We start from the raw sequence: 22799 nt of genomic DNA, 5'->3' as shown, positions 1-22799 counted from the left end.
TGCGGAGGAATGCCGTCCTGTTGCCGATCAATGGGGCGTCCATCGATGCTGTGTTTTTTCCAGGTTAGCAGGCAGAAGAGCACAGTTTTCGCCAGTACCCCACTGTCATGGTGTTACTCAGGCTGTGCTCGCACCCCCATTTCGAAAAACCCTGCATAACTAAGTTACGCAGGGTTTCGCAAAGCTAAGGCCGACAAAGTAGGGTCGGCCCCAAAGGCTTATTCGATCGTGATCGGTTCATCCGGCAACATAGCGGTCTGCAGAAGAATGTCCGTGACACCCCAAACGAAATTCGGGTTCTGCAGCTGAACAAATGTCAACATATTGGTACCGGCCAGTTGATCCGCCTGCGCTATGTCAAACTGGTACGCCGACAATCCCTGATCCACACCTGCATCAAGACGCCCAAGACTGTTGCCATTCAAAAAGACCTCGACTTCATTGTCCGTGTCGATGTCGAATGCATTGAAGGTCAGTTCGAAGTCATCGACACCACCCATGAACGTCATAAGAAGTTCTGCATCAGGTGTATTGGTTCCATTGAAATTGTTGCCAAAGGATCCGGTGTCGGTCACATCTGCCGCCAGGACTGCATCCACATGTTCAGACAAGAGCAAATCAGTGACACCCCATTGGTAGTTCGGATTGTCTTCCTGAACAAAGCTCAGCGTGTTTTCACCACTCATCTGAATGTCCGAGGACAGGAACACTGAATGACTGGAGTTGCCTCCATTCGTTCCCTGTTCCAGGAACCCAAGGCTCTGACCATTCAGGAAGATCTCGACCTCGTTATTTGTGTCGATATCAAATCCTGTCAGATCGACAGACAGATCTTTCGTCGAACCGGCAAAGCTGAATACGGCGGAGGCATCGGCCTCTGTCCGCCCTGCATAGTTGTTCCCCCATTTGCCAGTTTCCGTCGTCCCCTGGGTCAGCTCGGCATCAATGGACTGAATACTGATATCTGTTACGCCCCACTTGTAGGCCGGATTATCAGCTTGGGTGAATGTAACCAGGTTTTCACCGGACAAGAGCGCGCTGCTGTCGATGCGGAACTGATAGAACGCTGTTCCGTCATTTGAAGTCGGTGCAACCGGCCCCAGATCAACGCCGTTCACTGCAACCTGCAATTCGGTCGCCGTGTCGATGTCGAAGGCAGAAAAGCCCAGCACAAGATCTTCGCCGGATCCAATAAACGAACCGGTCACAACCCCGTCGGCATCGGAGCTGCCACCAAAGTTGTTGCCAAACTTGCCGATTTCCAGAGCTTCGCGTTCAAGGTTGAAATCCACAGCAGAGCGTTCGGTGATCACCAAATCAGTTACACCCCACGTATAGGTGCTTTGCTGTCGCTGAATGAACTGGACGACATTGTCGCCAACCATCTGATCAGACAGTTCAATCTGGAACTCGTTCGCCGACAGCCCATTGTCCAATCCCTTGTCCAGGAAACCAAGGCTTGTCCCATTGAGAAGCACCTCAACTTCACCACCAGAGTCAATGTCGAAGGCATTGAAAAACAATGTCGCATCCTTGCCCAGGCCCTCGAACACTGCCGTCACAATGCCATCTGCATCAGACGAGCCGTTGAAGTTGTTCCCGAACTCACCGGTTTCCAAGACGTCCTCCGTCAACCGGACACGGCTATCAAGCACGATATTGGTCACGCCCCATTTGAAATCGGGGTTCAGCATCTGCTGGAACTGGACGACGTTGCCTGTTGGATTCACGAGCGTATCCGAGATAACAAACTCATAGGCCTGTACGCCGTTATCAACACCGACACCCAGGAAACCGACCTCGCTGCCATTCACCAACAACCGCACTTCATCCGCAAAGTCGATGTCGAACCCATCAAAACGCAGAACTGTTTCGTTCCCCGGCGCATCAAAGCTGCCGGAAACGACCCCGGTCGGGCTCAACGCCGCTCCAAAGCGGTTGCCATAGTTATCTGTTTCAGCTTGTTCCGGAACCAGGGTGAAACTGGTTGGCGAGAAATCAACCTGGAAGCTGGCAGTCGCAGACACACTGTCTGTCCCATCGCTGACCGAAACATCAAAGATCGGCGACAAGTTGGAGCCACCATCATACAGAACCGCAACTTGCCCAGCTTCGAGCTGCGCTTGGGTAAAGCTGGTCGATGCCACTCCATTCACTTGCAACCCACCGCCGGTCACAGGGGTCACAGTATAGGTCAGCACGTCACCAGTATCGACATCACTCGCTGAAATGTCTCCAGTTCCAAGAACATAAGGCAACCCAGCGACCTGTTGGCCTGCAGCGCCAACAACCACCACAGGCGCATCATTGCTGCCGGTGATCGCAATGGTCAGGGTCGAGGCCACCGTGGCGGTGCCATCGCTGACACCCAGGTCGAACACATCCTGAACCGCGTCGGTGTCATCCAGGCTCTCGTCCGTCACCACATAGCTGTAGCCGCCATCATCCGAGATCGTCAGCGTGCCATACATCCCCGTGATCACCGTGCCGGTGGTCACCGCCGTGGCGCTGCCCCCCGAAGCCGCCGCCGTCGCAACCGCCAGCACATCGGAGCCATCCGCATCGCTGTCGTTGCTCAGCACATTGCCGGTCGCCGCAACGGAATCATCCGTGGCCGTGTCCGTATCCACCGTCACAACAGGCGCATCATTGCTGCCCGACACCGCAATGGTCAGGGTCGAGGCCACCGTGGCAGTGCCATCGCTGACACCCAGGTCAAACACATCCTGAACCGTGTCGGTGTCATCCAGGCTCTCGTCCGTCACCACATAGCTATAGCCGCCGTCATCCGAGATCGTCAGCGTGCCATACATCCCCGTGATCACCGTGCCGGTGGTCACTGCCGTGGCGCTGTCCCCCGAAGCCGCCGCTGTCGCAACCGCCAGCACATCGGAGCCATCCGCATCGCTGTCATTGCTCAGCACATTGCCGGTCGCCGCAACGGCATCATCCGTGGCCGTATCCGTATCCACCGTCACAACAGGCGCATCATTGCTGCCGGTGATCGCAATGGTCAGGGTCGAGGCCACCGTGGCGGTGCCATCGCTGACACCCAGGTCAAACACATCCTGAACCGTGTCGGTGTCATCCAGGCTCTCGTCCGTCACCACATAGCTGTAGCTGCCGTCATCCGAGATCGTCAGCGTGCCATACATCCCCGTGATCACCGTGCCGGTGGTCACCGCCGTGGCGCTGTCCCCCGAAGCCGCCGCCGTCGCAACCGCCAGCACATCAGAGCCATCCGCATCGCTGTCATTGCTCAGCACATTGCCGGTCGCCGCAGCGGCATCATCCGTGGCCGTATCCGTATCCACCGTCACAACAGGCGCATCATTGCTGCCCGTGATCGCGACGGTCAGGGTCGAGGCCACCGTGGCGGTGCCATCGCTGACCCCCAGGTCGAACACATCCTGAACCGCGTCGGTGTCATCCAGGCTCTCATCCGTCACCACATAGCTATAGCCGCCGTCATCCGAGATCGTCAGCGTGCCATACATCCCCGTGATCACCGTGCCGGTGGTCACCGCCGTGGCGCTGTCCCCCGAAGCCGCCGCCGTCGCAACCGCCAGCACATCAGAGCCATCCGCATCGCTGTCATTGCTCAGCACATTGCCGGTCGCCGCAACGGCATCATCCGTGGCCGTATCCGTATCCACCGTCACAACAGGCGCATCGTTGCTGCCCGTGATCGCAATGGTCAGGGTCGAGGCCACCGTGGCGGTGCCATCGCTGACCCCCAGGTCAAACACATCCTGAACCGCGTCGGTGTCATCCAGGCTCTCATCCGTCACCACATAGCTATAGCCGCCGTCATCCGAGATCGTCAGCGTGCCATACATCCCCGTGATCACCGTGCCGGTGGTCACCGCCGTGGCGCTGTCCCCCGAAGCCGCCGCTGTCGCAACCGCCAGCACATCGGAGCCATCCGCATCGCTGTCATTGCTCAGCACATTGCCGGTCGCCGCAACGGCATCATCCGTGGCCGTATCCGTATCCACCGTCACAACAGGCGCATCATTGCTGCCGGTGATCGCAATGGTCAGGGTCGAGGCCACCGTGGCGGTGCCATCGCTGACCCCCAGGTCAAACACATCCTGAACCGCGTCGGTGTCATCCAGGCTCTCATCCGTCACCACATAGCTATAGCCGCCGTCATCCGAGATCGTCAGCGTGCCATACATCCCCGTGATCACCGTGCCGGTGGTCACCGCCGTGGCGCTGTCCCCCGAAGCCGCCGCCGTCGCAACCGCCAGCACATCAGAGCCATCCGCATCGCTGTCATTGCTCAGCACATTGCCGGTCGCCGCAACGGCATCATCCGTGGCCGTATCCGTATCCACCGTCACAACAGGCGCATCATTGCTGCCCGTGATCGCGACGGTCAGGGTCGAGGCCACCGTGGCGGTGCCATCGCTGACCCCCAGGTCAAACACATCCTGAACCGCGTCGGTGTCATCCAGGCTCTCATCCGTCACCACATAGCTATAGCCGCCGTCATCCGAGATCGTCAGCGTGCCATACATCCCCGTGATCACCGTGCCGGTGGTCACCGCCGTGGCGCTGTCCCCCGAAGCCGCCGCCGTCGCAACCGCCAGCACATCAGAGCCATCCGCATCGCTGTCATTGCTCAGCACATTGCCGGTCGCCGCAGCGGCATCATCCGTGGCCGTATCCGTATCCACCGTCACAACAGGCGCATCATTGCTGCCCGTGATCGCGACGGTCAGGGTCGAGGCCACCGTGGCGGTGCCATCGCTGACCCCCAGGTCGAACACATCCTGAACCGCGTCGGTGTCATCCAGGCTCTCATCCGTCACCACATAGCTATAGCCGCCGTCATCCGAGATCGTCAGCGTGCCATACATCCCCGTGATCACCGTGCCGGTGGTCACCGCCGTGGCGCTGTCCCCCGAAGCCGCCGCCGTCGCAACCGCCAGCACATCAGAGCCATCCGCATCGCTGTCATTGCTCAGCACATTGCCGGTCGCCGCAACGGCATCATCCGTGGCCGTATCCGTATCCACCGTCACAACAGGCGCATCGTTGCTGCCCGTGATCGCAATGGTCAGGGTCGAGGCCACCGTGGCGGTGCCATCGCTGACCCCCAGGTCAAACACATCCTGAACCGCGTCGGTGTCATCCAGGCTCTCATCCGTCACCACATAGCTATAGCCGCCGTCATCCGAGATCGTCAGCGTGCCATACATCCCCGTGATCACCGTGCCGGTGGTCACCGCCGTGGCGCTGTCCCCCGAAGCCGCCGCTGTCGCAACCGCCAGCACATCGGAGCCATCCGCATCGCTGTCATTGCTCAGCACATTGCCGGTCGCCGCAACGGCATCATCCGTGGCCGTATCCGTATCCACCGTCACAACAGGCGCATCATTGCTGCCGGTGATCGCAATGGTCAGGGTCGAGGCCACCGTGGCGGTGCCATCGCTGACCCCCAGGTCAAACACATCCTGAACCGCGTCGGTGTCATCCAGGCTCTCATCCGTCACCACATAGCTATAGCCGCCGTCATCCGAGATCGTCAGCGTGCCATACATCCCCGTGATCACCGTGCCGGTGGTCACCGCCGTGGCGCTGTCCCCCGAAGCCGCCGCCGTCGCAACCGCCAGCACATCAGAGCCATCCGCATCGCTGTCATTGCTCAGCACATTGCCGGTCGCCGCAACGGCATCATCCGTGGCCGTATCCGTATCCACCGTCACAACAGGCGCATCATTGCTGCCCGTGATCGCGACGGTCAGGGTCGAGGCCACCGTGGCGGTGCCATCGCTGACCCCCAGGTCAAACACATCCTGAACCGCGTCGGTGTCATCCAGGCTCTCATCCGTCACCACATAGCTATAGCCGCCGTCATCCGAGATCGTCAGCGTGCCATACATCCCCGTGATCACCGTGCCGGTGGTCACCGCCGTGGCGCTGTCCCCCGAAGCCGCCGCCGTCGCAACCGCCAGCACATCAGAGCCATCTGCATCGCTGTCATTGCTCAGCACATTGCCGGTCGCCGCAACGGCATCATCCGTGGCCGTGTCCGTATCCACCGTCACAACAGGCGCATCGTTGCTGCCCGTGATCGCGATGGTTGCGGTCTGTGCCACGCTGCCACCTTTGCCATCCTGGACAACAAAAGAGTAGCTGATGATCTCGGTCTCGCCTGCGGCAAGATGGTCGTATGCCGAGGGGTCCACATCGAGGCTATTGCCAACGACGCTCACGCCCCTGTCATCGCCACCAACCAGGTTCAGCCCTGCTACGTTCAGCGTGTCGCCAGTATCCACATCCGAGGCATTGCTCAGCAAGTCTATGGTGAAACCCGCATCATCCTCACCCGCGCCCCCAGTAACACCAGCCGACACCGTCGGTGCATCATTGTCGCCGCTAATGGTGATCTGGATGGTTTCCTGCGTCCCATCAGTGGTCTCGACCGTAATCGTATCGGTCAAGGACATGCTTGCATTCAACGCATCAACAGTGGGATTGGCTTCGTCCAGAACATAAGTCCAGCTCCCACTTCCGGTAATGGTGAGCAGGCCGTAGATGCCTTGTGTGACCACAGTAGTAGACCACGCATCATTGGCATTGTTTGCATCAACATCCGTGTGATCCAAATTGCCAGTCGCTGCAACTTCAGCATTCTCAGTGACCGAACCAGTGTCGTCACCGGTGATAACCGCAGCATCATTGACGCCGTTTACAGTGACCAGGAGCGTTTCATTATCGAATGCTCCATCCTGATCCTCGACCCGCTGCGACGCGACCACGACGGTGGTTTGGCCCGCACCCAGAGAATCGTAGGTTGCATGCGAAGCATCAAAAGTGAACGTTCCATCGGTGTTCACTGTGAGCCCATCAACCGGCGCGTTCAGCGTGTAATTCAATACAGACCCATCATCGACAGGGTCGTCGTTCGTAGACAGATCGCCGCCGACACTTTGGCCTTCGACAACAGTAACCGTATCAAGAACAGCGTTCGGCGCATCATTCGTACCAGTAAGAGTGATACTCAGTGTTCCAGAGTCTGCAACCGTACCGTCCGTAGCGGAATAGTTGACCACAACAGTAACCATCTGATCCCGGGCCAGATATTGGTAATCGGCATGGCTGGGGTCAAAACTCCAATTTCCATCACTGCTGAGCACAAACCCCGAAACTGGCGCATCCAGCGTATAGCTGAGCGCCTCCCCGTCGCGATCCACGTCATTGGATGACAAGTCGCCAGTGATCGTTGCTCCATCTTCGGTCGCCGCAGAAACATCAGCAACGATAACAGGAACGTCATTCGTACCTGTTAGATAGATGGTGATCGCCTGCTGGGCCCTAGCCAATTGACTGTCAGTAACCGTAATCGTGAAGACATCCGAACCAGTTTCAGCGTCATCCAGTCCTTCGATCGCAGCGTCATTCGGAGCAAAGCGGAATGCTCCATTAGTGCTATTGAAATAGAGAGTGCCGAATTGCCCGATACTTTCATGCGTAAAGCCGGCCTCAAGCGTGCTCGAACCACCATCCAGAGACAGCGCCGGAAAATCACCAGTATCTATGTCGTCGACCACTACCACACCATCGATAGTGGCAAACGTGTCATCATTGGGAGTATCCGACAGTGGCAAAACAGTGGGGGCGAAGACAAAGGTCGGCGCATCATTGCTGCCGGTGATCGCGATGGTCAGGGTCGAGGCCACCGTGGCGGTGCCATCGCTGACCCCAAGGTCAAACACATCCTGAACGGCGACCCCTTCAGCTAGGCTCTCATCCGTCACCACATAGCTGTAGCTGCCGTCATCCGAGATCGTCAGCGTGCCATACATCCCCGTGATCACCGTGCCGGTGGTCACCGCCGTGGCGCTGTCCCCCGAAGCCGCCGCTGTCGCAACCGCCAGCACATCAGAGCCATCTGCATCGCTGTCATTGCTCAGCACATTGCCGGTCGCCGCAACGGCATCATCCGTGGCCGTATCCGTATCCACCGTCACAACAGGCGCATCATTGCTGCCCGTGATCGAAATGGTCAGGGTCGAGGCCACCGTGGCGGTGCCATCGCTGACCCCCAGGTCAAACACATCCTGAACCGCGTCGGTGTCATCCAGGCTCTCATCCGTCACCACATAGCTGTAGCCGCCGTCATCCGAGATCGTCAGCGTGCCATACATCCCCGTGATCACCGTGCCGGTGGTCACCGCCGTGGCGCTGTCCCCCGAAGCCGCCGCCGTCGCAACCGCCAGCACATCAGAGCCATCCGCATCGCTGTCATTGCTCAGCACATTGCCGGTCGCCGCAACAGAGTCATCCGTGGCCGTGTCCGTATCCACCGTCACAACAGGCGCATCATTGCTGCCCGTGATCGCGACGGTCAGGGTCGAGGCCACCGTGGCGGTGCCATCGCTGACCCCCAGGTCAAACACATCCTGAACCGCGTCGGTGTCATCCAGGCTCTCATCCGTCACCACATAGCTATAGCCGCCGTCATCCGAGATCGTCAGCGTGCCATACATCCCCGTGATCACCGTGCCGGTGGTCACCGCCGTGGCGCTGTCCCCCGAAGCCGCCGCCGTCGCAACCGCCAGCACATCAGAGCCATCCGCATCGCTGTCATTGCTCAGCACATTGCCGGTCGCCGCAACGGCATCATCCGTGGCCGTATCCGTATCCACCGTCACAACAGGCGCATCGTTGCTGCCCGTGATCGCAATGGTCAGGGTCGAGGCCACCGTGGCGGTGCCATCGCTGACCCCCAGGTCAAACACATCCTGAACCGCGTCGGTGTCATCCAGGCTCTCATCCGTCACCACATAGCTGTAGCCGCCGTCATCCGAGATCGTCAGCGTGCCATACATCCCCGTGATCACCGTGCCGGTGGTCACCGCCGTGGCGCTGTCCCCCGAAGCCGCCGCCGTCGCAACCGCCAGCACATCAGAGCCATCCGCATCGCTGTCATTGCTCAGCACATTGCCGGTCGCCGCAACGGCATCATCCGTGGCCGTATCCGTATCCACCGTCACAACAGGCGCATCATTGCTGCCGGTGATCGCGACGGTCAGGGTCGAGGCCACCGTGGCGGTGCCATCGCTGACACCCAGGTCGAACACATCCGAAACCGCGACCCCTTCAGCTAGGCTCTCGTCCGTCACCACATAGCTGTAGCCGCCGTCATCCGAGATCGTCAGCGTTCCGTACATCCCCGTGATCACCGTGCCGGTGGTCACCGCCGTGGCGCTGCCCCCCGAGACCGCCGCTGTCGCAACCGCCAGCACATCGGAGCCATCCGCATCGCTGTCGTTGCTCAGCACATTGCCGGTCGCTGCAACAGAGTCATCCGTGGCCGTGTCCGTATCCACCGTCACCACAGGCGCATCATTGCTGCCGGTGATCGCGATGGTCAGGGTCGAGGGTTCGGTGGCGGTGCCATCGCTGACACCCAGGTCGAACACATCCGAAACCGTGTCTGTGTCATCCAGGCTCTCGTCCGTCACCACATAGCTGTAGCTGCCGTCATCCGAGATCGTCAGTGTTCCGTACATCCCCGTGATCACCGTGCCGGTGGTCACCGCCGTGGCGCTGTCCCCCGCGGCCGCCGCCGTCGCAACCGCCAGCACATCGGAGCCATCCGCATCGCTGTCGTTGCTCAGCACATTGCCGGTCGCCGCAACAGAGTCATCCGTGGCCGTATCCGTATCCACCGTCACAACAGGCGCATCGTTGCTGCCCGTGATCGCAATGGTCAGGGTCGAGGCCACCGTGGCGGTGCCATCGCTGACCCCCAGGTCAAACACATCCTGAACCGCGTCGGTGTCATCCAGGCTCTCGTCCGTCACCACATAGCTGTAGCTGCCGTCATCCGAGATCGTCAGCGTGCCATACATCCCCGTGATCACCGTGCCGGTGGTCACCGCCGTGGCGCTGTCCCCCGAAGCCGCCGCCGTCGCAACCGCCAGCACATCAGAGCCATCCGCATCGCTGTCATTGCTCAGCACATTGCCGGTCGCCGCAACGGCATCATCCGTGGCCGTATCCGTATCCACCGTCACAACAGGCGCATCATTGCTGCCCGTGATCGCAATGGTCAGGGTCGAGGCCACCGTGGCGGTGCCATCGCTGACCCCCAGGTCAAACACATCCTGAACCGCGTCGGTGTCATCCAGGCTCTCATCCGTCACCACATAGCTATAGCCGCCGTCATCCGAGATCGTCAGCGTGCCATACATCCCCGTGATCACCGTGCCGGTGGTCACCGCCGTGGCGCTGTCCCCCGAAGCCGCCGCCGTCGCAACCGCCAGCACATCAGAGCCATCCGCATCGCTGTCATTGCTCAGCACATTGCCGGTCGCCGCAACGGAATCATCCGTGGCCGTATCCGTATCCACCGTCACAACAGGCGCATCATTGCTGCCCGTGATCGCGATGGTCACCGTCCCGGTCGAGGTAACTCCATTGCCGTCGGAAATCGTGTAAGTAAATGTATCAGTTGCCATTTCTCCAATAGCAAGGGCTTCGAATTGACCGTTCGGGTCATAGGTAACCGTATCGTTGTCGAGATTGATCGCTACTGTGCCTAGCGTTCCGGTTGTATCAATCGACACAATTTCCAAATCGTCAGCAGAATCCGGGTCCGTATCATTGCCCGTGAGATCGACAAGAATAGTGCCGCCGTTTTCGACCGCAGACCCGGTATCGGCGACTGCAGTGGGGGCGTCATTTGTCCCCGTAATCGTAACCGTTACTGTATCTGTGACAGCTCCGCCGTGGTTATCAGAAATCTGCACCGTATAGGTTAGTTCCAGCATTTCTCCCAAGGCGAGAAAGTCCAGATCTCCGGTGGCATTGTAGCTGAAAGCAAAGGTCTGTGCAGCTCCGGTAGAGACTTGCGGTGCGGTCGAAAACGCGAGATTCGCATTTGCAGCAAGAGCTGAAACATCTGGAAGCGTCCCGGTTCCTGTATATGTCACAGCAGCATCACCTATAACCGATGCGCTTATCGTGTCCGGGGCATTACCCTGGCCCTGAACACTTTCGCCAATATCAACGTCCGATGCTTCGAGCATTCCATTTGCAGCAATCGTTTGAGCGGACGCGTCGACGTCTTCGCTGATGGCGGCCGGCGACGTCGTGGCGGAAATCACTGGCAGATCGTTTGTGCCCATCAGGGTAATTGCAATCTGTTCCTGCACCTGCCCACCATGCGGATCCGTGATGGCCACATCATAGTATTGAACAATCTCTTGACCCTCACTCAGGCCCTGAATTTCCGATGCGCCAACCGTCAACGTCCAATTGATCGAACCCGATGCGGTCGAGCCAACTGCAAGCGCAGTAACGGAACTGGCAAAGGCACCCACATATCCGGTCGTCGCAGGCGCAACCAGAATTGTATGGTTGTCGGCGATTTCATGGTCATTGAAGTTGATTGTTCCAGTGGCGGTGAGAACTCCCCCATCGACGACATCGCCACTCAGGTCCGATGTACCCACGATAAAGGGTGCGTCATTGGTGCCTTGGATTGTAACGGTGATCAGTTGCGACGCCGAACCATCAAGCGACTCGACGGTGATCGTGTCGGTCACACTTTCTCCGACGGCTAGCTCCTGAACCCCGGATACTTCGGGATCCGTCAAGGCGTAGCTCCAACTGCCATTCGCATTGACGGAGAATACGCCATAGGCGTTGTCCCCACTTTCTGTTTTCTCCTTGAGCAGGTTTTCACCTGCATCCAGATCAGTGACTGTCAGCGTGCCCGACGCCGCGGTCGCGGAAACAGCCATGTTGCCGCCATCCACTCCAGCTTCGGAAATGGTGTCGACAAAGTCACCTGAGATAGTAGCCAGATCTTCGGAACCCGTGATCGAAATGGTCAGGGTCGAGGCCACCGTGGCGGTGCCATCGCTGACCCCCAGGTCAAACACATCCTGAACCGCGTCGGTGTCATCCAGGCTCTCATCCGTCACCACATAGCTATAGCCGCCGTCATCCGAGATCGTCAGCGTTCCGTACATCCCCGTGATCACCGTGCCGGTGGTCACCGCCGTGGCGCTGCCCCCCGAGACCGCCGCTGTCGCAACCGCCAGCACATCGGAGCCATCCGCATCGCTGTCGTTGCTCAGCACATTGCCGGTCGCTGCAACAGAGTCATCCGTGGCCGTGTCCGTATCCACCGTCACCACAGGCGCATCATTGCTGCCGGTGATCGCGATGGTCAGGGTCGAGGGTTCGGTGGCGGTGCCATCGCTGACACCCAGGTCGAACACATCCGAAACCGTGTCTGTGTCATCCAGGCTCTCGTCCGTCACCACATAGCTGTAGCTGCCGTCATCCGAGATCGTCAGCGTGCCGTAGGTCCCCGTGATCACCGTGCCGGTGGTCACCGCCGTGGCGCTGTCCCCCGAAGCCGCCGCTGTCGCAACCGCCAGCACATCGGAGCCATCCGCATCGCTGTCGTTGGTCAGGACATTGCCGGTCGCTGCAACGGAGTCATCCGTGGCCGTGTCCGTATCCACCGTCACCACAGGCGCATCATTGCTGCCCGTGACCGCGATGGTCAGGGTCGAGGCCTCGGTGGCGGTGCCATCGCTGACCCCCAGGTCAAACACATCCTGAACCGTGTCTGTGTCATCCAGGCTCTCGTCCGTCACCACATAGCTGTAGCTGCCGTCATCCGAGATCGTCAGTGTTCCGTACATCCCCGTGATCACCGTGCCGGTGGTCACCGCCGTGGCGCTGTCCCCCGAAGCCGCCGCCGTCGCAACCGCCAGCACATCAGAGCCATCCGCATCGCTGTCATTGCTCAGCACATTGCCGGTCGCCGCAACGGCATCATCCGTGGCCGTGTCCGTATCCACCGTCACAACAGGCGCATCGTTGCTGCCCGTGATCGCGACGGTCAGGGTCGAGGCCACCGTGGCGGTGCCATCGCTGACCCCCAGGTCAAACACATCCTGAACCGCGTCGGTGTCATCCAGGCTCTCATCCGTCACCACATAGCTGTAGCTGCCGTCATCCGAGATCGTCAGCGTGCCATACATCCCCGTGATCACCGTGCCGGTGGTCACCGCCGTGGCGCTGTCCCCCGAAGCCGCCGCCGTCGCAACCGCCAGCACATCAGAGCCATCCGCATCGCTGTCATTGCTCAGCACATTGCCGGTCGCCGCAACGGCATCATCCGTGGCCGTATCCGTATCCACCGTCACAACAGGCGCATCATTGCTGCCCGTGATCGAAATGGTCAGGGTCGAGGCCACCGTGGCAGTGCCATCGCTGACCCCCAGGTCAAACACATCCTGAACCGCGTCGGTGTCATCCAGGCTCTCATCCGTCACCACATAGCTGTAGCCGCCGTCATCCGAGATCGTCAGCGTGCCATACATCCCCGTGATCACCGTGCCGGTGGTCACCGCCGTGGCGCTGTCCCCCGAAGCCGCCGCCGTCGCAACCGCCAGCACATCAGAGCCATCCGCATCGCTGTCATTGCTCAGCACATTGCCGGTCGCCGCAACGGCATCATCCGTGGCCGTATCCGTATCCACCGTCACAACAGGCGCATCATTGCTGCCCGTGATCGCGACGGTCAGGGTCGAGGCCACCGTGGCGGTGCCATCGCTGACCCCCAGGTCAAACACATCCTGAACCGCGTCGGTGTCATCCAGGCTCTCATCCGTCACCACATAGCTGTAGCCGCCGTCATCCGAGATCGTCAGCGTGCCATACATCCCCGTGATCACCGTGCCGGTGGTCACCGCCGTGGCGCTGTCCCCCGAAGCCGCCGCTGTCGCAACCGCCAGCACATCAGAACCATCCGCGTCGCTGTCATTGCTCAGCACATTGCCGGTCGCCGCAACAGAGTCATCCGTGGCCGTATCCGTATCCACCGTCACAACAGGCGCATCATTGCTGCCGGTGATCGCGATGGTCAGGGTCGAGGCCACCGTGGCGGTGCCATCGCTGACCCCCAGGTCAAACACATCCTGAACCGCGTCGGTGTCATCCAGGCTCTCGTCCGTCACCACATAGCTGTAGCCGCCGTCATCCGAGATCGTCAGCGTGCCATACATCCCCGTGATCACCGTGCCGGTGGTCACCGCCGTGGCGCTGCCCCCCGAAGCCGCCGCCGTCGCAACGGCCAGCACATCGGAGCCATCCGCATCGCTGTCGTTGCTCAGCACATTGCCGGTCGCCGCAACGGAATCATCCGTGGCCGTATCCGTATCCACCGTCACAACAGGCGCATCATTGCTGCCGGTGATGGTTATATTGACTTCCTGTGAAACCGTGTCGGTACCATCGGCCACATTAACAACGAACGTCAAAGTCAGCGTTTCGCCATTGTTCAACCAATCGATATTGCCCGTTGCCGAATAAGAAAAAGCAAAAATTTGTGCGGATCCCGTCGCAGTCGCCGCAGTGGTGGTCAGTGTGAGGTTCACAGCCTGGGTCAACGCAGAAATATCGTTGGGACCAGTATAATCCGCTCCATTCAATTTGGCCGTGGCCGCTCCCGCGAGTGTCAATGTCAACGCATCTGCATCCGCCGCCTGTGCCGTTGGCACGGTTCGCCCGGCATCCACATCCGTAACCATGATGTTGCCAGAAACAGACAATGCCTGAGCCGATGCATCGGCATCTTCACTCACAGCATCAGGCTGGGTCAGCGAAACGACCGGGGCGTCGTTCGTACCAGTAATTGTGATCGTGATGTCGATCGGATCCGATTGGTCCGACCCATCCACCAAGACGAGCGTGTAATCAAAATTCAAGGTGTCATCGGCACCGAGATAATCCAGCTCGGCAGCTGAAACCGTATAGGTCCATTCGATCTGACCCGAGCTGTCGGTTTCGGTCGTGTCAACTACAGACGCGCTGAGCACACCAATCCCACCAACAGGTGGCGTAATCGAAAGACCCATCACTTGGCTCGTCGGTGCGTCTTCGAACAGAATTCGTCCGGTGGTAATGATGTCGCCAGCGTTTTCGTCCACTGCGCCATCATCCCGCTCGGCAACGGTCTGGTCAGGTGACGGCACTGGATTGCCGCCATCAGTGTAGCCTGTAATTTCGGGCGCAAAATCCAGGTCCAGTTGCACTGAAGACGATACCGGGCTCGTGTTGGCTGCCGGATCAGTCTGCGATGCCGTAAAGAAAAGCTCGTACGTGCCAGTTAGCGAGGAGACAATATCGGTTGTCGGCGTAATCTCCCAGTTTCCGCTGCCATCAACCACAGCCGTTTCAGCCAGCGCGGACGGAGTCCCCCCTATACCTTCGGCAACATAGACCGTCACAGTTGCCCCGATTTCGCCCGTACCGCGAATTGTTGGGCGTGGGTCGTTCGACGTGGTCGCACCTGCAGGCACGAATGTATCGTCAAAAATTTCGGTAATAATCGGTGCTACGGGCACATCCGTATCAATCGCGAAGCTGGGGCCCGAAGCCACAGCATTGTCGTTGCCCGCCGCATCCAGAACCGTGCCCGCGGTCAGCTCGATCTGGTTGGTCGCGCTGTCCACATCAGAGTTCGCGGTATAGGTCGCCGTCCAGGTCACATTATCGGCGGTGGTCAGCCCAGACAGCGCGCCATTCGGCACCGTAAAGTCGCTGATCTCGAGCCCGGTCACGGCCTCGGAAAAGCTGATCGTCACGGTGGCACTGTCCGCTCCGGCGTTCAGCGCGGCGCTGTCCATGGTGATCATCGCAACCGGGGCCACACTATCGACCGAGATCGCGTCCACTTCGTTGGTGGAGACATGCGCGTTGCCATTCACGTCCTGACCGCCGGTGACAGTCACATCAATATCGGCAACGGCTTCGTCGCTGTCGGTATGCGTTGCCGTCACGGTGAAAACCGTGCCGCCAGACGTCCATACGCCTGCACCCAGGCTCAGACCCGCCGGAGCAGGTGACAGGGAAACCACAGGCTCTTGCCCACCCGCTTGATCCATCGCCTCGCTAAAGGTCACAACGATGTCAATCGAAGCCGTGTCTTCGTTCACAGAAGACGGAGTCACGCTGATGCCTGTCACCGTGGGCACAACCGTATCAATCGCAAAGCTGGGGCCCGAAGCCACAGCATTGTCGTTGCCCGCCGCATCCAGAACCGTGCCCGCGGTCAGCTCGATCTGGTTGGTCGCGCTGTCCACATCAGAGTTCGCGGTATAGGTCGCCGTCCAGGTCACATTATCGGCGGTGGTCAGCCCAGACAGCGCGCCATTCGGCACCGTAAAGTCGCTGATCTCGAGCCCGGTCACGGCCTCGGAAAAGCTGATCGTCACGGTGGCACTGTCCGCTCCGGCGTTCAGCGCGGCGCTGTCCATGGTGATCATCGCAACCGGGGCCACACTATCGACCGAGATCGCGTCCACTTCGTTGGTGGAGACATGCGCGTTGCCATTCACGTCCTGACCGCCGGTGACAGTCACATCAATATCGGCAACGGCTTCGTCGCTGTCGGTATGCGTTGCCGTCACGGTGAAAACCGTGCCGCCAGACGTCCATACGCCTGCACCCAGGCTCAGACCCGCCGGAGCAGGTGACAGGGAAACCACAGGCTCTTGCCCACCCGCTTGATCCATCGCCTCGCTAAAGGTCACAACGATGTCAATCGAAGCCGTGTCTTCGTTCACAGAAGACGGAGTCACGCTGATGCCTGTCACCGTGGGCACAACCGTATCAATCGCAAAGCTGGGGCCCGAAGCCACAGCATTGTCGTTGCCCGCCGCATCCAGAACCGTGCCCGCGGTCAGCTCGATCTGGTTGGTCGCGCTGTCCACATCAGAGTTCGCGGTATAGGTCGCCGTCCAGGTCACATTATCGGCGGTGGTCAGCCCAGACAGCGCGCCATTCGGCACCGTAAAGTCGCTGATCTCGAGCCCGGTCACGGCCTCGGAAAAGCTGATCGTCACGGTGGCACTGTCCGCTCCGGCGTTCAGCGCGGCGCTGTCCATGGTGATCATCGCAACCGGGGCCACACTATCGACCGAGATCGCGTCCACTTCGTTGGTGGAGACATGCGCGTTGCCATTCACGTCCTGACCGCCGGTGACAGTCACATCAATATCGGCAACGGCTTCGTCGCTGTCGGTATGCGTTGCCGTCACGGTGAAAACCGTGCCGCCAGACGTCCATACGCCTGCACCCAGGCTCAGACCCGCCGGAGCAGGTGACAGGGAAACCACAGGCTCTTGCCCACCCGCTTGATCCATCGCCTCGCTAAAGGTCACAACGATGTCAATCGAAGCCGTGTCTTCGTTCACAGAAGACGGAGTCACGCTGATGCCTGTCACCGTGGGCACAACCGTATCAATCGGATGAGTATAGACGGCTGGAGTTACGGCAACATTCTGCTGGGCATCGACCACACCAGCCGTATTCAACTCGACGGAAATGTCCCCTGAAACACCCGCCTGAGGCGTGACAACCAGCGTATAAGTATTGCCATCCACTGGCACAAACGAACCTTTTGTCCCGTTTGTCACCGTGACGTTGGATGCAGAGAATCCGGTCACACCTTCGGTGAATTCGAAAGTAAAGGTGACGTCCCCTGAGGTGCTGTTGGATACACCCATGGTATTATCCGAGATCGTCACTGTCGGGTTCACCGTGTCGATATCGATATTCTCGTCAAAACTCTGAAGGGCTTGGGGGTTGGCAGCCAGGTCTTGCGCCCCCGTGACGGTGAAATCGACATCCTGGACATCAACATCACCGTCGAGCACGTCATAGACCGCACGATAAGTGGTCGCGTCGAGCCAGCCCGACATACCGGCATTCAGTCCCAGTGTCGTGTCTACGGGCGAGGAGAATGCAATCGATGGATCCACCGATTGGTCCATATTGGAATCGTAAGTGACATCAATAGTGACGGTTCCCGAAACGTCATCACCGCCAACCGTTGCGTCGCTGACCGAAACCGACGTGATCGACGGAGCGATATTGTCGACGGCCTGAACAAATTGTGCAGGTGCGGTTGCGACGTTGCCGGCGGCATCTACCACACCGCTGGTGCTGACATCCACGGTCACGTTGCCTTCGAGCGCTGCATCAGGCGTGACCACCAACGTGTAAGTATTGCCGTCAACAGCCGTGAAACTTCCCTTGGTGCCGTTGGCAACCGTGACATCCGACGTGTCGAAACCAGAAACATCTTCGTCGAATTCGAAGGTAAAGGTGACATCCCCGTCAGCCGCGTTGGCCGTGCCCGTGATGCTTGACGTCACCGTGACAGTCGGAAGGCCGGTATCCAATACGGCGTTATCTGTCACAGTTTTGGTGTTATTGGCATCATCCGAGACGACGACCGTGGCTGTCAGGGTGCCATCGTTCAACAAGGCCAACGCCGCAGGCGCAATCGCATGGGTCCCGTTGGTAACATTCGAGATCGTCGCAGTTCCGCCACCGTCCGACGTCAGGACAATATCTACCGGCCCGACAATGTCGCCGTCTATTCCATCAACAATGATGTTGACCCCAGCGGCCCCTGCCTCCGACGCGTTGATAAACCCGTCTGTTGCAGTTCCGTTGAAGGTTACGGAGAGGTCGTTCAGTTCGTCTGCTGTGCTATCGAGCACAAAGCTCTGGTTGATTGCTGTGGAGCTGTTGCCAGCCAAATCCATAACCACCGCAGATACAGTGATCGTTCCATCAGCCAAGGACAAACCAGAGCCCGACAGATCTTCTTCGGTCAGGGCGACTGACCCGCCGGAGATTTCCGCATCGGTAAAGGTATACGTTTCGCTCGCCGAGCCATCGCTGAGGGTCACGGTTCCGCTGGCGACGCCTCCCGTCAATCCATTGAGCGAAATAGCAATATCCGAAGTCGTGGTTTCGCTTCCCGGCACCAACAAGGTGGGAGTGCCCGGGTTGGATTGGTCAACCACAACGTCAAGAGACGCTGTTCCAACCGCCGAATTGCCGGTTGTGTCGCTGGCGCGGGCGGTCATCACATGTGCCGCCTCGTTCAATGGAACGTTTTCGAAGGTGACAGTCTGGGCCCCATCCGATGTCAACGTCACCGATGCCACGACGCTGCCATTGTCCAGCAGTTCGATCACGTCACCAATCTTGGCAGCCGCGCCGAGGTCGATGGTAAAGTCCGGCGCACCCTCGCTGGTTACCGCATCGCTGTTGGACAAGCCCGAATCGTCTGCGGCCACCATCTGAATTGTCCCGGGTGCAACAACTTGCGTGTCGACGGTTACGGACAGAATGGAAGACGAGGATTGGTTCCCGGCTGCATCAGTAACCCGGGTGATATAGTCATAAACACCATCGGACAAAACCTGGCCATTGTCCTGGAACTGAACGATCGAACCGGCATTTCCTGATGTCACCGTTTCACTGCCGACCAGCGTATAGGTCCCTGCACCCGCTGGGCTGCGCAGCAACTGAACAGTTGCCCCGACTTCAGAAACCAAAGACACATTCAGCGAAGGTGTTTGGAAAAACGTAATGTTGTCGGATGTGCTGCTGCCGGAATCCGAACTGGGTGTCAGATCAGGCGCGGCAGGTGTTTCAACGGCCATGTCCACCGAAAAGACATCTGTAATCACGGTCGGAGAAATCACCTCTGCGGACAAGTTCTGCGCGCCCGACACAGAAACATCCACATCAGCCAATTCTAGGTTCGCGTCAGTTACCACATATGTCACAACAACCGTATCGTCCGCAGTTGTCGTTGTGGAAAACGCAATGCCCGTTGGTACCCCTAGCGTCGCGGCCAGCGCAGGATCGAGAGAAATTGATGGCGTTACGGCCGAATCAAGACCTTGGTCGAATTGGATCGTGAGGCTGAACGACGTTTCACCTTCAACCAGAGTTGTAATGGACGGAACAATGCTAGTGATTACAGGGGCGGTCATGAATTTTCTTCCTCAGGGATAGTTTTTGAGTGCGCACAATTCGACAAGTGCTCCGAATACATTCGGAGCCTATTTGGAACGACTGTTTTTTTGAGACGCAACGGTGACCTATGGATCAATCCATAAGATTATCGGTTGACTTCAGAATCCAAGCTAAATGAGCTTTCGTCGGCTTTGCTCTAAATGTGGTTCTTGAAAACACGAAATAACAAAATGAACGTGCATAATTTCCCCCAAAAGAAACCAGGCAAACCAGTGCCGGCAACCATAATCAGAACATCAGAATATAAGACAGTAACGCAGCCCAGAAAAATCTGGAGCCACGCAGTCACTACGAACTACAAATTGATTGTTGCCACAGCTCTCCTTTCCGGCAAACTCCCAAATGGTAGGCTGCGTTTACTTATTGTTAACTTTCTTCATTCCATTGGTGCAGAATTGAAAACGAGCAAAAGGCGGGTTGCAGGTGCATATTTGCCAAAGGAAACACCCAGGAGCGACGGCCAGCAAGTGGGGCCGCAGCCCGACAGTTTTTTGCTTTGCAATCAATGTGAAAGGGCATGACCGCCTATTGACCCAACAAATGCCTCAGGTGTTCAAACCTTTCCTGCGTTTTCACACCGTTCCGAGAGGATCACCTGTTTCAAACACATCTCGACCGCGTGCCCCAGGCAATTGAAAAACCATGCTGTTCGCAGTGCGTCTTCGGTCAGAACCCCCGACGACCGCAGTTCCGGGAACAGAAGCCTATCTTCACCGCAGTGAACCAGAACGGGTTGCCATGGTGGGGTGAAGCGCGCGGTAACGGTATCTGAAACATGTCAACAGCGCCAAATACATGGATCTGGATCAGCTTTTTGTGGAGAGGTGTCTGTTAAATAACACGCGAATTCAACCACATACGGTTCGTAAAACAGCTGCCACGATACCTGTTTGCGACCGCAGACCGGACTTCTGGAAAACAGACTTCAATTGCTGGCGCACGGTTGACTCGGCGATACCATATGTCGCTGAAATTTCAGCAACTGAAAGCCCATCGCAGAGCGCACCGACAGCACGAACCTCTGACTTCAACAGTCCATTCTGCTCTCCAAATGCCTCTACTGCCTTTTGGCGCGAAGTCGACTTCATAAGCACAAGAATGTGTTGAAACGGAGAGGTCAGATCATCATATACGTCCCCGGGCCGCACGAGCCACGATAGATCGCCGGTCCGATAGACAGAGGTGGCGCTAGCTTTTGGATTGTCAAAGCTATGCCCTGTAGATGCGGGAGGCGTTTTTGAGCTTGGCGTAAAGAAGTCAGGCAAGTCTTCCACGCCAAGCCCCTCATCGATAATAATTTTCTCTGCAAATGAATTCATGACACTATTCGTGCCCCCAGCATTCACCCCGACAATCCCAACTTTCAGATCATCAAAATGGCGCGCCTTTTCATCAAAGTCGCGCCGTGCCGCCATTTTTTGGGTAAGGACTTCCGCTCCTACGATGGTCGCGATCTCTTGGCGTGCCGAAAGAAGACTGGCTTGCGCGTCTGGCCTGTCAATGTCTGTCATGAAGATTCCAACTACTAAAGGCAGTTCTTCAAGCTCGACCGACATAAACACCAAGGAACCATCTTCTTCGGGAAAAACCGACGACGCATCAATAAAATCTTGAAGTTTTCTGTCCCTGGCGACAAGTTCGCTCAACCATACCAATGTGCTGCGCTCGAACTCTTCTGCCAGAGTTTTTTGGTGATGCTGTAGTATCTGTAAAACGATCTCTTTCGTATCGTGTGGCACAGCTTGATTGTATTTTTGACATTTGAGTATATCCGTACGGTCAAGGCGAAAAAAGCAAACACCAGATGCACTCACACGCGCCGCGATTTGGTCAAACAAACCAACCCATACCTGCTTATCTTGCAGGTTTTCATTCTCGAAATATTGGGCGGACATGCCTCAACTCCAAAACAAATCAAATAATACCCTTACTATTACTCACAGTGTCCCTCTTGGCAATTATTTCGATCAATGAATTAAGAAAATCCAATTTTACTCCCTGACAGAGATATTGAGGTAGCTTTCATTTTTTTCTACCTCTATCGCAAAAATCGACCCCCTGGCCGCCGCTGGATTTACCTAGCGCTGTTACCCGTCCGTGACACAGAACCGACAGCCAAGCGGCGATTTCCTCCTTCCCAATGGCGCTCAATTCAAACGGCGGATCCCGACCGTGCAAAACCCAAAGATAGGATCATCCGGGCGTTGCGGGTCTGGATTTCGTGAGCTACCCGGCTCAAGTTACGTCCGCTATCCGCTTTGGCGCAACGTCGGCTGCGATCTCCGCTCCCCGTTTTTGAACACGTCGCCAAAGGGCACCGGCACGCAAAGGAGCTCTGGCGGCCAAGCCCCCTTTCGGCCACTACTGATGGTCCGAAGGATAGGGCAATGTCGTTGACGTCTCGCTGAATGCTGTGCGACAGCTCGGGCGAATATCATCGGACCCGCCGGCGGTCTCGGGGCTGGCCTGCCCATATGCCGACAGCCACATCGACAGAGAACCATTGTTTTTGGACCAGGCGGGCGGGCGGTAGTGTTAGGTCACCGATTTGGTCATGCCGCCCTTCTAATCGGCTGAAGTCACCAAATGATCCGTCAGGGCGACACACTCACTATGACAAAGCTGAAAATCCGGGAGTCGGCGCAGCATTGCACCTCCAAACCACGTTTGGTGCACCGACATTTCCCATTGGCCTCTTCTCGGGACAATGGCTTGCGATCCGCCTGTTGGGCAATGGGTGCGACGCGGCATAAAACCATCACCCGCCACGGCAGGCTCTAGGCCGATTTTGGCGATCACAAAGTGTGGGAAAATCGGAAACCATCCGCATCCGATCTCAAAACCTGCACCCTGCTGACGGGTTCTGGCCTGGATCCGGACGTTGGCTCTCTCTGGAAAGGGCCTTCCCACGG

The 22799-nt window shown here is 58.1% G+C and carries 2 protein-coding genes; both read right to left on the bottom strand.

Annotated features, from left to right (window positions below; all coding sequences use genetic code 11):
• Positions 1-218: 218 nt before the first annotated feature.
• On the bottom strand, positions 219-19844 hold the full coding sequence (locus QEZ52_RS02045) for a beta strand repeat-containing protein (RefSeq protein ID WP_406647561.1): 19626 nt from the start codon (positions 19842-19844) through the stop codon (positions 219-221).
• A gap of 891 nt (positions 19845-20735) precedes the next feature.
• Positions 20736-21782 (bottom strand): helix-turn-helix transcriptional regulator, encoded by a 1047-nt coding sequence (locus QEZ52_RS02040; protein ID WP_406647559.1) that lies wholly within the window; start codon positions 21780-21782, stop codon positions 20736-20738.
• Between the last annotated feature and the right edge of the window lie 1017 nt (positions 21783-22799).

The organism is Aliisedimentitalea scapharcae (assembly GCF_045277565.1).
Lineage (GTDB): Bacteria > Pseudomonadota > Alphaproteobacteria > Rhodobacterales > Rhodobacteraceae > Aliisedimentitalea > Aliisedimentitalea scapharcae.
Note: the sequence above shows the minus strand (reverse complement) of the source record. Positions and strands in the feature narration are given on the sequence as shown.

Coding starts and splice junctions, on each gene's coding strand:
- QEZ52_RS02045 (WP_406647561.1), bottom strand. CDS start 19,844: ATGACCGCCCCTGTAATCACTAGCATTGTTCCGTCCATTACAACTCTG.
- QEZ52_RS02040 (WP_406647559.1), bottom strand. CDS start 21,782: ATGTCCGCCCAATATTTCGAGAATGAAAACCTGCAAGATAAGCAGGTA.